Source organism: Janthinobacterium kumbetense, assembly GCF_023703445.1.
Classification (GTDB): domain Bacteria; phylum Pseudomonadota; class Gammaproteobacteria; order Burkholderiales; family Burkholderiaceae_D; genus Janthinobacterium; species Janthinobacterium kumbetense.
Genome location: NZ_JAMQGR010000001.1, coordinates 401,523 through 415,227, shown reverse-complemented (window position 1 = coordinate 415,227; position 13,705 = coordinate 401,523). Strand labels below are relative to the sequence as shown.

The 13,705-nt window shown below is 65.2% G+C and carries 15 protein-coding genes; 3 read left to right on the top strand and 12 right to left on the bottom strand.

All coding sequences use genetic code 11. The features are described from left to right. Positions 1-32 precede the first annotated feature (32 nt). A complete protein-coding gene (locus NCG91_RS01785; RefSeq protein WP_099667534.1) occupies positions 33-1,136 on the top strand; it encodes an HD-GYP domain-containing protein in 1,104 nt (367 codons plus the stop codon). Between the two features lie 38 nt (positions 1,137-1,174). Here the strand turns inward: NCG91_RS01785 and NCG91_RS01780 are convergent, their stop codons facing one another. Together NCG91_RS01780 and NCG91_RS01775 are read right to left on the bottom strand one after the other, a co-directional pair. Beyond that, a complete protein-coding gene (locus NCG91_RS01780; RefSeq protein ID WP_251348324.1) occupies positions 1,175-1,633 on the bottom strand; it encodes a nuclear transport factor 2 family protein in 459 nt (152 codons plus the stop codon). Between the two features lie 229 nt (positions 1,634-1,862). Next, a complete protein-coding gene (locus tag NCG91_RS01775) occupies positions 1,863-2,543 on the bottom strand; it encodes a DUF2625 family protein (RefSeq protein ID WP_251348323.1) in 681 nt (226 codons plus the stop codon). A gap of 319 nt (positions 2,544-2,862) precedes the next feature. Here NCG91_RS01775 and NCG91_RS01770 point away from each other — a divergent pair, with 319 nt between their 5' ends. Together NCG91_RS01770 and NCG91_RS01765 are read left to right on the top strand one after the other, a co-directional pair. Then, positions 2,863-3,714 carry a helix-turn-helix transcriptional regulator gene (locus tag NCG91_RS01770; RefSeq protein ID WP_251348322.1) on the top strand — a complete coding sequence of 284 codons (852 nt, stop codon included), beginning with the start codon at positions 2,863-2,865 and terminating at the stop codon, positions 3,712-3,714. Between the two features lie 29 nt (positions 3,715-3,743). Continuing rightward, positions 3,744-4,778 carry a serine hydrolase domain-containing protein gene (locus NCG91_RS01765; protein ID WP_251348321.1) on the top strand — a complete coding sequence of 345 codons (1,035 nt, stop codon included), beginning with the start codon at positions 3,744-3,746 and terminating at the stop codon, positions 4,776-4,778. A 7-nt stretch (positions 4,779-4,785) separates the two neighbouring features. Here NCG91_RS01765 and NCG91_RS01760 read toward each other — a convergent pair whose 3' ends face one another. The 10 genes from NCG91_RS01760 to NCG91_RS01715 all read right to left on the bottom strand — a co-directional run bounded on the left by NCG91_RS01760 (position 4,786) and on the right by NCG91_RS01715 (position 13,701). After that, positions 4,786-5,682, bottom strand: coding sequence for an alpha/beta hydrolase (locus NCG91_RS01760; protein ID WP_099667529.1), 897 nt, complete (start codon positions 5,680-5,682; stop codon positions 4,786-4,788). A 25-nt stretch (positions 5,683-5,707) separates the two neighbouring features. Next, the gene (locus NCG91_RS01755; protein WP_251348320.1) at positions 5,708-6,769 is read right to left on the bottom strand and encodes a tetratricopeptide repeat protein; all 1,062 of its coding nucleotides are present in this window, start codon (positions 6,767-6,769) and stop codon (positions 5,708-5,710) included. 17 nt (positions 6,770-6,786) lie between these two features. Continuing rightward, the gene (locus tag NCG91_RS01750) at positions 6,787-7,692 is read right to left on the bottom strand and encodes an ExeA family protein (RefSeq protein ID WP_251348319.1); all 906 of its coding nucleotides are present in this window, start codon (positions 7,690-7,692) and stop codon (positions 6,787-6,789) included. Then, positions 7,693-9,480 (bottom strand): pilus (MSHA type) biogenesis protein MshL, encoded by a 1,788-nt coding sequence (mshL, locus tag NCG91_RS01745; protein WP_099668476.1) that lies wholly within the window; start codon positions 9,478-9,480, stop codon positions 7,693-7,695. Positions 9,481-9,518: 38 nt separating this feature from the next. Then, positions 9,519-9,908, bottom strand: a complete 390-nt coding sequence (locus NCG91_RS01740) for an MSHA biogenesis protein MshK (RefSeq protein WP_251348318.1) — start codon at positions 9,906-9,908, stop codon at positions 9,519-9,521. Next, complete coding sequence (locus tag NCG91_RS01735) at positions 9,893-10,576, bottom strand: type II secretion system protein M (RefSeq protein ID WP_251348317.1); 684 nt, start codon at positions 10,574-10,576, stop codon at positions 9,893-9,895. The genes NCG91_RS01740 and NCG91_RS01735 overlap by 16 nt, the downstream gene beginning before the upstream one ends. Then, positions 10,576-11,256, bottom strand: a complete 681-nt coding sequence (locus NCG91_RS01730; RefSeq protein WP_251348316.1) for a PilN domain-containing protein — start codon at positions 11,254-11,256, stop codon at positions 10,576-10,578. Before NCG91_RS01730 ends, NCG91_RS01735 begins: the two co-directional genes overlap by 1 nt. Beyond that, the gene (locus NCG91_RS01725; protein WP_251348315.1) at positions 11,253-12,212 is read right to left on the bottom strand and encodes a type IV pilus biogenesis protein PilM; all 960 of its coding nucleotides are present in this window, start codon (positions 12,210-12,212) and stop codon (positions 11,253-11,255) included. The genes NCG91_RS01730 and NCG91_RS01725 overlap by 4 nt, the downstream gene beginning before the upstream one ends. A gap of 131 nt (positions 12,213-12,343) precedes the next feature. Further along, positions 12,344-12,802: an agglutinin biogenesis protein MshP gene (locus NCG91_RS01720; protein ID WP_251348314.1), complete on the bottom strand. Its 459-nt coding sequence runs from the start codon at positions 12,800-12,802 to the stop codon at positions 12,344-12,346. After that, positions 12,799-13,701, bottom strand: a complete 903-nt coding sequence (locus NCG91_RS01715) for a prepilin-type N-terminal cleavage/methylation domain-containing protein (protein WP_251348313.1) — start codon at positions 13,699-13,701, stop codon at positions 12,799-12,801. The genes NCG91_RS01720 and NCG91_RS01715 overlap by 4 nt, the downstream gene beginning before the upstream one ends. Between the last annotated feature and the right edge of the window lie 4 nt (positions 13,702-13,705).

Below are 13,705 nucleotides of genomic sequence, written 5' to 3'. Positions count from 1 at the left end.
TGGCTTCGCTGCGGCGGGGCAAAGGATGACAGATGGTACAGCGTCGCATCGGCCCGGCCGACCTGGTTCCCGGCGAACCCCTGCCCTGGGATCTGTTTTTGGCTGACCATAGTGCCGGCCCGCAACTGCGCAAGGGGCAGATCATCACGGATGGCACGCAGCTGGGCCGTTTGCTGCAGCTGGGCCTGTACGTGGGCGCGCCGGACCAGCCATCCGTCTTGCGCTTGCTCAATGAGGCGGCGCAGCGCCTGGAACGGCTGCTGCTCGACTTGCGCAGCGAAAGCAATGCCGAGCGCGACGTGCGCGACATCGCCCGCGAACTGCTGCGCGCGCTCGAACACGATGCCGATATCGCCCTGGCCAGCATCCTGCTCAACCAGATCGCCGGCAGCTACGCCGTGCGCCACTGCATCGAAACGGCCTTGCTGGCCATGCTGGTGGGCCGCGGCATGCACAAGTCCCACGATGAACTGCTGCTGATCGGCGCGGCCGCGCTGACGATGAACGTGGGCATGCTGCGCCACCACGACAGTTTCCAGGACCGGCGCGGCCCCCTGAACGACGATGAAATGCGCATCGTGCGCCAGCATCCGCAGGAAAGCACGGAATTGCTGCGCTGCGCCGGCGTCGATGACGAGGAATGGCTGAGCTGCGTGCTGTTGCACCATGAAAATGACGACGGCAGCGGCTACCCGCAGGGGCGCACGGCCGATGAAATCCTGCAAAACGCCAAGCTGATCGGCCTGGCCGACCGCTATTGCGCCCGCGTCTCGGCGCGCAACTACCGCCGTTCCATCGTCCCCGACCAGGCGCTGCAGCACATCTTCCTCGACCAGGGCGTGCCCATCGACCCGCTGCTGGGCGAGCAATTCGTCAATCTGCTGGGCAAGTATCCGCCCGGCACCCTGGTACGCCTGCGCAGCGGCGAACTGGGGGTGGTGACGCAACGGGGCGCCGGCCACGTGCATCCGCTCAGCGACCCGCTGGGCGCGCCGCTGGCCGCCGCCGAGCTATCGCAGATGACGCCGCGCGACACGGGCGACAGCCAGTTCGCCATCGTCTCGTCGCTGCACGAAGACGATGCCGGCATGCATTTCAGCATGCGGCACGTGTGGGGCGACGAGGCGCGGCTGTAGGCTGGCCAGGCACCGCCGGGCGCCAGGCACGACTCACTTCACGGTTTCGGCGGGCGGATGCCCGTGTACTGTGCGCTGACCAGCAGCCATTGCTTGTCGACAAGCCGAGCGACATAGCCGGCGCGCAGGGCGAAATTGCGGGCTACCCCGTCCTGGTTGAGACGGTAGGACAGGCGCGCCGAGATGAGCGCCGTATCGCCAAACAGGCGCACCACCGGTTCATCGACCTGCAGCTGGGGACTCGGCCGCTTCTGCTCCGGCGCATAGAAGGCGAGCATTTTTGCACGCCCGTCCACCTCGCCGACCGGCGATATTTCCACATAATTCTCCGCCGTGATGGCGTTCAAGGCCACTTGATCAAAGTTGCTCTGCGCCTGCGCATGGCGCTGCACCAAGGCGACCAGTTCGGCATCGGCGGGAGCCGCGTGCGCGCTGCCGATAACGCCCAAGGCGCCCAGCAGACAAGTGGAGAGGACATGTGGAAGGGTCAATTTCATGCGTATTCATCCTGATCGAGGTCATTGAGAAGCGTCCGATGCCTGCCGCGGCAGTATCGGACACTCGCTGGCGGGCGGCGCATCGCGAGAAAGCCCACCGTATGCTATCCCCTTGCCCTTTGCGCGCGCCTGCCATTGCGACAAAGCGCTCGAATCGGGGGTTGAAACGCCATTTCGCCGGCCCGGGATGCGCAGGGCGATGCCGTCAAAGACGCCCGCAAGCCATGCCTCAGTTCGCGCCCGCAGGAGCGTCCAGCAACTTCTGTTGCAGATCAAGGTTGAGCACCCACTGCTCTTCCACGGGAATGGCGCGCCGCGAGCTGGTCTTGAGGGAACCTTCTTGCGTCCACAGAAATGGATAAAAATTCAGGCAGAGGTCGCCGGGCAAAGGCAATTCGGGCAATTCGGGCAATTCGTCAAAATCCTGCGCATCGCCGGGCTGCCGGCCGTAAAACTGCCGCAGCTGGCGAGTAAAAGCCCATTCGACGAACGCCGTGTAGCCGATCTCCAGCGCTTCCCATGCCAGCGTCTCGGGCGCGAGGTAATACATCTTGCCCTGGTCGGCCCCGAGTGCGCCGCCGTTGATGGCAAAAAAGCCGCCGAGCACGTCGTCGGCCACCAACAGAAAGCCTTCGGCCTTTCCTTCGTTCCACGTAGCAAGGTTCCGCTCCAGCTTGCCATGTCCCGAGCCCAATATCCGCAGCCAGCCGTCATCCACCAGGATGCCGCCCGTTTCATAGGCGATCGCGCCAAGGGGGGAACGCGTGGTGACCTGCAGGCTCAGCAGCACATCTTCCCTGCCGGCCGAGGGCGGCAGCAATTCCACCGGGATGTCGGCCTCGCTGACCCATTGCCGGATCAGCGGAAACGCCGGGTCTTCACTATCCAATAATTCATTCAATGTACGCATTGCACCTGACCTTATCGATGACCGCTTCCGGCGGTCGGAGAGTTCATGACGACGCTGGCACTGCCTGGCGGGCGGCGCCCGGCATTCCAGCGGCTCGCCCCTGGCGCGATCCAGTATCGACGACGACATCTGGACGCTGCGCAAATTTTACACATAGCCGCCCTGGCACCCCTGCACGCCTGCCAGCGGCCACGCAAAACCGGCCTGAGCCGCCGTCCCACATTCCGTGCATTTCCCCGAATCGACCGTTCATCCTGCGTCTGGCGCCATTCGTCGTCCCGCGCTCGCCCGTCAGGGCGGCCGCACATACCATGCCGATATGACCACTCCACTCCAGTTCAAATCCGGCCAATTCTATGGCGACGTGCATCACGGCGCGCGCGGCAGCATCTTCGATATCCGCCGCCTGAAGGCCACGCGTGGCGAGGATGAAGTCGAAACGCACCGGCATGACGATGCCCACTTCGTCTTCGTTCTGTCCGGCACGTATATTTCCAGCGCCCTGCACGCCCCGCCGCGCGCGCCTTCGCCCACCCTCGTTTTCAATCCTGCCGGCACGACGCACCGCGACCGCTTCGTCGATGGCAAGGGCAGTTTCATGACGGTATCGCTCGACCCTGCCCTGCTGTCGGGCGCCGAGGAATTGCATGCGGCCCAGGAGTGCGCCACCGTGTTGCGCGATACGGCCAGCGCGGCGGCCGCGTTCCGGCTCGCGCGCGAAGTGGGCCGCGGCGGCGACGGCGCCTTGCTCGAAGCGGGCGCGTGGGAGATGCTGGCCAGCCTGCACAAGGCGCCCCGGCAGGCGCGCCCCGCCCTGCCCGGCTGGGCCCACCAGGCGTATGAAGCCGTGATGGACCTGGCCAATGACACGCATCTGCGCATCGCCGACGTGGCCGCCGCCCTGGATGTGCATCCCGTGCACATGGCCCGCGTGTTCCGCCAGGCCTGGGGCTGTTCGCCGGGCGACCTGCTGCGCTGGCGCCGCGTCGACCAGGCCAGCGGCTTGCTGCGCCGCCCGGAACTGAGCATGGCCGACGTGGCGCTGAGCGTGGGCTTTGCCGACCAGAGCCACATGACGCGCGCCTTCCAGGCCCGCTACGGCATGACGCCCAGCAACTATCGCCGCCAAATGTTTCAAACGTCCAAGACAATGCCCAATTTACAAGACTAGACTGAACTTTTCCAACTCAGGAGTACACCATGTTGCGATACCTCCCCCTTCTTCTCGCCTTCGGCAGCAACGTCCACGCAGGCGAGCTGGACGGCGTCACCACCGCCATCGAAGCGGGCGACTTCAAGCAAGTCACCAGCGTCGTGGTGGCGCAGCATGGCAAGCTGCTTTACGAACACTACTTCGACAAGGATGGCGCCGAAAGCCTGCGCAACACGCGCTCCGTGGGCAAGACGGTGGCCGGCATGCTGGTCGGCCTGGCCATCGAGCGCAAGCTCTTGCGCGCCGACACCCCCGTCCTGCCCTACTTTCCGGAACTGCGCCCGCTGGCCCATGCCGACCCGCGCAAGGACAAGATCACGGTCGAGGATTTCCTGACCATGAGCTCGCTGCTCGAGTGCGACGACGACAACCAGCATTCGCGCGGCAACGAAGAGCGCATGTATCTGGTGGAAGACTGGAGCCGCTTCGTGGCGGACTTGCCGATCCGCGGCTTTCCCGAATGGCAGCCCCGCCCCGAGCAATCGCCGTATGGCCGCGCCTGGAGCTATTGCACCGCCGGCGTAACCCTGCTGGGACCGCTGCTTGAAAAGGTGAGCGGCCAGGGCGTGCCGGACTTCGCCGCCGCCAACCTGTTCAAGCCGCTTGGCATCGACAAGGTGAAATGGCAATTCCAGCCCAAGGGCAGCGCCATGACGGGCGGAGGCTTGCAGCTGCGCAGCGTGGATCTGATGAAGCTTGGCCAGCTCTACCTCGACGGCGGGCGCTGGCATGGCAAGCAGGTGATGCCGGCCGAATGGGTCAAGCGCTCGATCGCGCCTCACGCCAACGCGCGCGAAGGCATGGACTACGGTTATCTGTGGTGGCTGCAACCGTTCACGGCCAATGGCCGCACGGTGCAAAGCTATGGGATGGCAGGTTCCGGCGGCAATAAAGTACTCGTACTGCCGGAACTCGATGCCGTGGTCGTCATCACCACGACCAACTTCCAGGTGCGCGACGCCCATGGCCTCAGCGAAAAATTGCTGACCAAGCTGATCCTGCCGACATTGATGCGCCCGTAAGCGCCCGTCATTTTGCGGACGTCAAGTACGCCCGCAAGCCATGCGTGAGCACGAAAGGAAACACGCTTGCGTGATCTTCATCCGCGAAGACGCGCAAGCGCGTCTTCAGGCCGGGGAACTTGCGCGATGTCAACTTCCCATCGAATTCGCGCAAGTCGGCCACCATGTCGGCGTCCTCTTCCGAACGTGAACGCTTCTTGCCCGCCGCCAGCTTTTCCAGGCCGCCGATGCCGAAGAACACGGATGCCGGCAAGTCCTTGTGGCTGGCCGCATACGCCTGTTCGCGGTCGAACATGACGCCGGCGTCGTACCACAGCGACGGGCTGCCGAGGATGTAGTGCTCGAAGGTGCGCGGTTCCGTCAGCAGGAATTGCAGGCCCAGCAGGCTGCCGTAGGAATGGCCGATGAACACCTTGCGCTGCATGTTCGCGCGATAGTGCTGCGCAATAAAGGGAAACACCTCGCCCGAGATGAACTGGCCATACGCCTTCGCTTCGCCAAACGCGGGCTGCCGCCCAGGCATGTCCGAGCGGTAATCGTGCTTGCGCGGCGTGGTGGGCGTGTAATCGCGGCGGCGGCTGTACACGCCGCCATCGCCGTTGGCGTACGACAAGCCAACCACGATGACTTCTTCCATCCCCGCATGCTTGTTCAGGCGCTGCGCGATATTGCGCACGACGGGAAATGCATAATTGGCGTCGACAACGAACAGCACCGGATAGCGCTTATTGCCCTGCCGATAGGAATCGGGCAAGGCGACATACAGCTGGTAATCGCGCTTCAAGGCTTGCGCGCGAAGGTCGCGCACTTCCGTATTCTCAAGAACGTAGCTGGCGGGCGCGGGGGCGGCAAGTGCGCTGTTGGCCAGGCAGCAAAGGACGATGAGCAGATGCAGAGGCTTCAAGCTGTTTCTTTCATTGAGGTAGTAGTTACTTCGCCGCAGCCGCCGTCAGCTGCACCAACTTGCGCTCGACAAACGCCTGCAGCTGGGGCGACAGGGTTTGCAAGCCCTTGGCCCGTTCGAATGCCTGGCGCGCCTGGGCCGGGTGGTTGTCGGCTTGCAAGGCGATGCCGAGGCCCATCCACCAGACGCTGTTGTCGGGCGCCGCCTGCAGGGCCAGCTGGTAGTGTTCGGCCGCTTCGCGGTAGCGCTGCTCGCGCTGCAGCACGCCGGCCAGGAAGGCGTGGTATTCGCCGCTGTCGGCGGCGTACGGCAAGCTGCGCATGAGGGTATCGAGGGCCGCCGCGCCGCCATTGGCCTTGTCCAGCTGCAAACGGGCCAGCATCATCGCTTGCGCCGGCTGTTTCGGGTCCAGCGCCAAACTCAGCTGCAACTGGCGGGCCGCCTCGTCGGGACGCTGTGCTTCCAGCAGCAGGCGCACCAGCGTTTCGCGCGCGCCCTGATGGCGCGGATCCAGCTGCAGGGTCTGCTGCAAGGCCAGCATGGCGTCGGAGACGCGGCCATCCTGCAACTGGGCCAGCGCGCGCCGGTATTCATTCTCCACGCGCTGCTGCGGCGTGACTTGTTTTCCATCAATGATGCGTTCACTCGCAGCGGACGCAGCCGTCTTCACCACGGGCGCAACGGCAGGCTTGACGGCTTGTTGCGTGATGCGGCGCATGTCGGCGGCACGCAGCTTGGCCGGCGCGGGGGTGGCTTCCTCGGCCTGAAATACGGGTTCGGGCTCCGCCGCCACGACGGGTACGGGCGCGGGTGCGGGGGCAACGACGACAGGCGCCGGTGCCGGCACTGGAACCAGGACCGGCGTACTGGCCACGCTGACCAGCACGGGCGGCACGGCCGGGCGCTTCAGGTAGACCCAGCCCAGGGCGATGGCGGCGGCCGTCAAGCCTGCGGCGCCGCCGAAGACCAGCGCGCGCGAGACGCCCCGCTCGCGTTCGGGCACGGAGCGGATACCGGCCGCGTCGCCGCGTCCATCGGGGGTGCCGCGGGCATCGAGGTCTTGCAACATCTTGTTAATCAGGCTCATCTACAGGCTCATCTTCGTCATCGGTTCAATAAAGTCCAGCTCGCGCCGCAGGCGGCGGCCAGCACGCCGGCGCCGGCCAGCCATGGCCACGGCCTGCGCCAAAAGCGGCGCGGCTTGCTGGCCAGGGTGTCGCTGGCGGCCAGCGCCACGTGGCGGCCGCCGACCTGCTGCCGCCCTTCGCCATACGCCACCATCAGCGCCTTGTGCGCCATGATATTGATCAGGCGCGGGATGCCGCCGGACGCCTTGTACAGCTTGGCCACGCCGCCACGGCTGAACAGGCGCGCGCCGTCGAAACCGGCCACGCGCAGGCGGTGCGCCACATAAAAATCCACGTCGTCGCGCGAGAGCGGACCCAGGTGATAGTGAAAGGTGATGCGCTGCGCCAGCTGGCGGATTTCCGGCAGGGCCAGCTTGACGTCCAGTTCCGGCTGGCCGAACAGCACGATCTGCAGCAGCTTGCGCTTTTCCGTTTCCAGATTCGTCAGCAGGCGCAGCGCTTCCAGGCTGTCGACGGGAATCGCCTGCGCTTCGTCCAGGCACAGCAGCACGCGCTTGCCTTGCGCCGCCAGGTTGAGCAGGCGCAAGTTGAGTGCGCGCAGCAACTGATGCTGCTCAATATCCTTTTCCAGCAAGACATCGAGGTCTTCGGCCAGCGCCAGGATCAGCGAACGGGGCGACAAGTTCGGATTCGGGATGTAGGCCGTGACGAAGTCCGGCCCCAAGGATTGCATGAACTTGCGGCAAAGAAAAGTCTTGCCGGTGCCCACTTCGCCAGTGATCTTGATGAAGCCCTCGCCATTGCGCGCCGCCACCAGCAAGGTGTTGAGCGCCTTTTGCGACTGCGGGCCGTTAAAGAAGAAACTGGTATCGGGCGTGAGGCCGAACGGCGCCTCGCGCAAGCCGAAATGGGCCTGGTACATTTAGCGCCGCTCCGACGGACGGCGCGGGTCGAGCGCCTCGATGCGCTTGCCCGAATCGAGCAAGTCCTCGTTCCAGCTATTGGCACCATCGACGATGGTCGGCTTGATCAGCACCACCAGTTCGCGCTTCTGGATCACCTGCCCCGTGTTGCGGAACAGCGCGCCCAGCACGGGGATATCGCCCGCGCCCGGCACTTGCGAGCGGTCCGACGTCGTAGCCTGGCGCATCAGGCCGCCGATGGCGACGATACGGCCATCCTGGCTGCGCACCATGCTGTCCATCTCCGACGTGCTGGAGGCGGCCAGCGGCAGTTTCAGGGAACCGGCGCTGCCCAGGTCGATTTCCTTGCTGATGGTCGACACCTGGCTGACGGACGGGTGCACGTGCAGGATGATGTTGCCATCCGCATCGATCTGCGGCGTCACGTCCAGCACCACGCCGGAAAAGAACGGCTGCAAGGTCACGTTGGGGCTGGTCGTCGCGCCGCTGGCCGTCGTATTCGTCGTGGTCGACACGCCCGTCACGTAAAACTCGTCCGTGCCGATCTTCAGCACGGCCTTCTGGTTGTTCATCGTGGCGATGCGCGGGCTCGACAGCACATGCACGGAGCCTTGCGATTCCAGGAAGGAAATCATGGCCGCGAAATTGGCCGTCTGGAAGGCCAGGCCGAACATGGAACCGGCCGAGTTGGCCGCCGAGCTGAGGCCGAAGCCGCTGCTGGCCGTCAAGCCGCTGCCATTCGTCATGTTGGGCGGCTGGCCCCCATTGAAGGGCAGCGGCGCCAGGGTGCCGCCCGGCTGGATGAAGCCCGTCGAGATGCGGTTCGTGTGGCCGCTCTTGATCGAGGCGAACGAGGCCCAGTTGATGCCCGTCTGCGTGTTGTCATTGAGTTCGACTTCGAGGATTTTCGCTTCCAGGATCACCTGGCGGTCGACGGACAATTGCGTGGCCTTCAGGTACATGTCGACATTGCGCAACTCTTCCGGCATGGCGCGGATGACGATCACGCCCGATTGCGGGCTCAGCACCACTTGCCGGCCGCCGTCGCTGCTGCCGACGATGGCTTCCAGCGCCGCCTTCAGTTCCGGCCAGAAATCGGCCGTCGACGAAGTGGTCAGGTTGCTGCTGTCCAGCGTACGGCCGCCCTGGCCGCCATTCGTTTGCTGGTTCTGCTCGTTGTTGTTGCCCTGATTGTTATTGCCGCCATTTCCGCTGTTGCCGGAGCCGCCCGAGTTGGTCGAGCCCACGGAACCGACCGACGTCGACGACACGCGCAGGTTGGAACTGCCGCGGCGCGCGCCCGTCAGGTAATTGACATGGAACAAACGCGTCTGCATGGTCAGGGGCTTGATGTAGATCTGCGTGCCCTCGACCTTGTAATCGTAGCCATACAGTTCGCGCACGGCGTCGAGCGCCTGGAACAGGGTCACGTCCTTCAAATTGGCGGAAATCGTGCCGCCGATGTCGGGATGGACCAGCATGTTGTAGCGCGTGCCGGCCACGATGGAAGTGAAGAACTGGCGCGCCGGCACATTGTTGAACGCCACGTTGAAGCGCTCGTCGAGTGCGGCGCGGGCCTTCGGCAATTGCTGGGCCAGGGCCGCCACGGGCGGCAGCAGCGCCGCTTCCACGGCGTCCGGCTGGGCCGCTGGCGCCGTGGTGGCTGCCGCACCCTTGACGGCATCGGTGATCGCATTATAGGTGTCGCGCTTGACGGGCGCGACGTTGCAGCCGCCCAGGCCCAGGCTGACGCTGATGACAGCCGCCATCGTACTGATCTTGAACATGCTCGCCTTGTGTTGATTGAGTTGCTTGGCCACTTCTTCTACTCCTGCTTGCGATCGGTCTTGCGATCGGCCTTGTTATTGGTCTTGCTGCTGGGATACAGCTTGAAGGTTTCCAGTGATTTGCCACGCCGCAACAATACGGCCGTGTCGCGGATTTCCACCACCACAGCGTCGCCCACCTTGCCGCCCACCTTGACCGTCTGGCCATCGATGACGGCTAGGCGGCGTCCGCCCGGCTGGGTGGAAACGAGCACCGATTGCAGCTGCGGCCGGGCCGCGACGACGGGCGCGGCGTCGGCGGGCGCCCACAGGGCCGCGGGCGGGCGCGTCGGGTCGTCCAGCGCCTGCGCCTGCGCGCCCGGCGATGCCAGGTTCAGGATCAGGAAGGGCGCCAGCAACGCGGAACCCAGGGTCAGAGTGCGATCCATGTATCGTCCATGCTGAGGGTATGTAAGGTCAGGGTCAGGGTGGCGCCCGGGTAACTGGCAGCGTCGAGGTGGGCGGCGCCCCAGAAGACGCGCGTCGGCATCGCTTGCAGCGCCTGCATGTATTGCACCATGTCGGCATAACTGCCTTGCAGCACCACTTCCACGCCATGCTGGTGCAGCAAGGGGGCCGGGGCTGGCGCCCTGGCCGCCGCATCGCCGTTCGCGCTGTCGGCCTGGCGCGCGCCCACGGCGCTGGCGGGCAGGGTTTTCAGCGACACCACGCGCAGTCCGGCGTGCCGGCGCAGCAAGTGTTCGAGCAAGGTGACCATGCGCTCGGGCGCCACCAGGCCATGCTGCTTCTCGCGCAGTGCCTGCGCCAGGGACGCCGTTTCCGCCTGCAAAGCCGCCAGGCGCGTGCGCGCTTCCTGGTCGGGATCGGTGGCATGGGCCAGCATGGTCAGCTCGACTTCCTTGTCGGTGGCGCTCAGGAGGCTTTGTTTTTGCGCAATGCTCGCCTCCAGCGCGGCGCGTTTCGCCAGCAGGGGATTGAAGCTCATGAAATAAAACACGAACAGGACGGCGGCCGCACCGGCGCCGAACACCATCAGCCGCTCGCGCAGGCTGAGGGCGTCGAAGGCGGCGGCCCATTTCTTCAGCAAGGGCAGCATCAGCGTGTTCCTTCCGTAACAGGTTTCGGCGGCGTGGCAGGCCCGGCCGGCCCGGCGGCGCGGTCGGCCGACTGCAGGCTGAACGCGACATACGGCAGGCCAGGCGCCTTGCCCTCGGCCACGGCCGGCTGCCCGGACTGGTTAATGTCGAGGCTGGCGAAGGTCTTGCCTCGCAGCACCTCCTGCTGGCCCAGGCGCGTGATGTACGCGGGCAGCAGCGACGCGTGCAAGGCGCGGCCCTGCAAACCGAAGTCATTGCCAGCGCCGGCGATATCCACGCCCGTCAGCCATACGCCCTCGACCCTGGCCTGCGCCAGCGCGCGGAAATAGCCGGCATAGCCGAGGGTATTGCCCAGCTTGCCGCTTTCCAGCACGTTCGACGCATCCTGCAGCAACTGGCGTTGCGCCTCGACGGCCGCCAGTTCCTGCGCCAGGGCCGGATCTTTCTTGCGTGGAGGAAAATCGCGCAAAGTCTGGTCGCGCTTCGCCTCGCCCTGCGCCAGCGCCGCCTTGACGCCCGCTTCGCGCCGTTCCAGGCCGGTCAAGGCTTGCTGGGCCAGCACGCCCACGGCCAGCATGGCCAGCGCCAGGCCGCCCAGGCCCAGGCTGGCCGTGCGCGCCGACATATGGTGTTTTTGCAGTTCAAACTGGGGATTGAACAGATTGATCTGCTGGCTCATGCGCCCTTCCCTTCGTGCTTGCCCGGATGCAAGCCAACCTCGCGCAAGCCGGCGCCGATGGCCAGGAAGTAGCGCGCCTGCATGGCGGGGTCGCACAATTCGGCGGCCTGCGACAAGTCCAGCACCGTGGCCAGGTCCAGCTGCTCGACCGGCATGTAGAGATTGTCGGCCAGATAGGCGTGCAAGCCGTCGGCCGCGCCCGTCATCAGCATCAATCGGGCCAGCGAAATGAAATGAAACTGGCGGTCGAAGTGGTCGAATGAGCGCTGCAGTTCCAGGGTGACGCGGTCGTAATACTGGCTGGCGTCGGGTGACTGCAATTGCGTCAGGGTCACGTCGATGCGGCGCGCCTGGTACAACTCGCCATTGAAACTCATGGTCAGCAAGCCGCCGTCGCCATCGAAATACAGCACGGCGATGCCGCGTCCCGGCGTTTCCAGCAAGGTGGCGATATTGCGCTGCGCCATCTCGGGGATATCGATCACGGACAGGCCGATCTTGCATTCGGCGTACAGCGCCTGGCGCCGCGATACGGCGCTGTTGCGCGCGGCGACGGCAAACACGCTGCTGCCCCGCTGGGTGCCGTTCGGGTCGCCGGGGATGTCGAACACGTCGATGGTGGCTTCGGCCAGGGGAAAGTCCAGCATGTCCTTCAGGCGCCAGCCCACGGCCGTCTTCAGCTCCTCGCGCGGCACGGCCGGCGCTTCCAGCGACAGCAACTGGTACTCGCCGCCGGCCAGCACGGTGGTGCAGTGGCGCGCTGCCGCCTGCACGTCCTTGCCCAGTTTTTCCAGCACCTCGGCCGGCGCCGGCCGCGCGGCCGCCTGGTAACTGGCGCCCAGCACGCGCGGCATGCCGTCGGCGGGACGTTCGACAACGACAGCGCTGACGCCTTCCCGGCCAAACGCCGTGGCCAGCCAACCCTCATACTTCCTTGCTCTTGCGAATAAACCCATGCGACCTATCCAGTGTAAGTGCCTGCCCGATCTTGTCGCGCAGTTAATGCATCCAGCCAATTTTAATTCATGAAGCCAACTTTATTGTGTAAAAACAATAAATTAGCGATCTTTTTTGCACGCAGTTGACCTTACTGCGACAACACGGCTTGCAGGCGGCGCTGAACATAGTCCGCGTTGTTGCCCGCGTTCGGACAGAACGGCTCGACAGTGCCCGGCTGGTTGCACGCCGTGGCCGTAATGGTCCAGCTGGTCAAGGTGCCGGGCCCCGTGGCCGTGCTGCATTGCACGCTGACGCTGAACGAGGACAGCGTCGTGCCCGCCGGCAAGCTGAAACTGGCCGGACCGATGCACGCCGCACCGGCGGTCAGGCCGGCGCTGATCTGCTGCTGCAGCCCCCATTCGAGACCGGCGCGCGCGGCCTGTTCGGCGCGCACGCCCTGCACGTCCATGGCCGATTCCGTCTGCTGGAAAGTGGAGATATTCACCATCACGGCCGCCAGCGCGGCCAGCACCACCAGCAGGAAAATGGCCGTGACGAGGCTGAAACCGCGCATGCGGCCGGCGCGACAGCGCAGCAAGCGCCTCATGGCGTATTCCTCGCCTGTACCTGTTGCACCAGGCGCAGCACGCCCGTATTGCTGTTCGCCGCCCCCAGACTCAGGTCGATATTCACCAGACCCCGCTGCACGTTGGCCAAAATGCCATAGCTGAAACGGCAAGCCGTCACCTGGCGCGCCAGCAGTGCTCCCTTCTTCGCCTCCAGCGGGACCGTGTTTTCCACAACCGGCTGGGTAGCCTGGATGACATAGCCCGCGTAACGGGTCAAGGTGCCGCTCTTCAGATCGCACGCATAGGTGACGGGCGTCGATACCACCTGGAAACGGTTCGACGGCGACGGCAGCGGCGCGGGCGCCGTCGTGAAAGGATAGCTGCCCAAGGTGACGACAGTGCCGGCTACGCCCGTGACTGGCGCGCGATTGCAGCCGGTGGCAGCGCTGCAGGCATACGCATTGTTCGGCGCGCCCGCCCCGCCCAGGTTGTAGACGACGATCTGGTCGCCCACGCTGATCGCCTGGCGCGCGCCCAGCGCATCTGCGGGCATGGCGCCGACGACGGTAAAGTTCAGAGGAAGGCTGGTGTCGGGAGGGGTCTCAAAGCTCAGCACACTGCCCAGTCCCGACGGATCGCTGTCGCTCAGGTAGCGTCCGCCCGTCTTGGTCAGCAGCAATTCCAGGAACAGGCCGTCGTTCGACACGCGCACGCTGTTGGGCAGGGCCAGGCGCACGTCGCGCGTCAGACGGCGCGCTGCCGTGTCGGCCGTGTCGGCCAGCGCGGCGCGCGCGGTGGTGTCGATATAACCTTGCACGGGCACGCGGATGAAGACGGCGACCATGGCGCCGATGATGCCCGTGATGACGATCACGATGACCATCTCGACGAGGGTAAAGCCGCGCGGGCGGCGCCTGGCGTTATAGAAATTTCTCATGGGA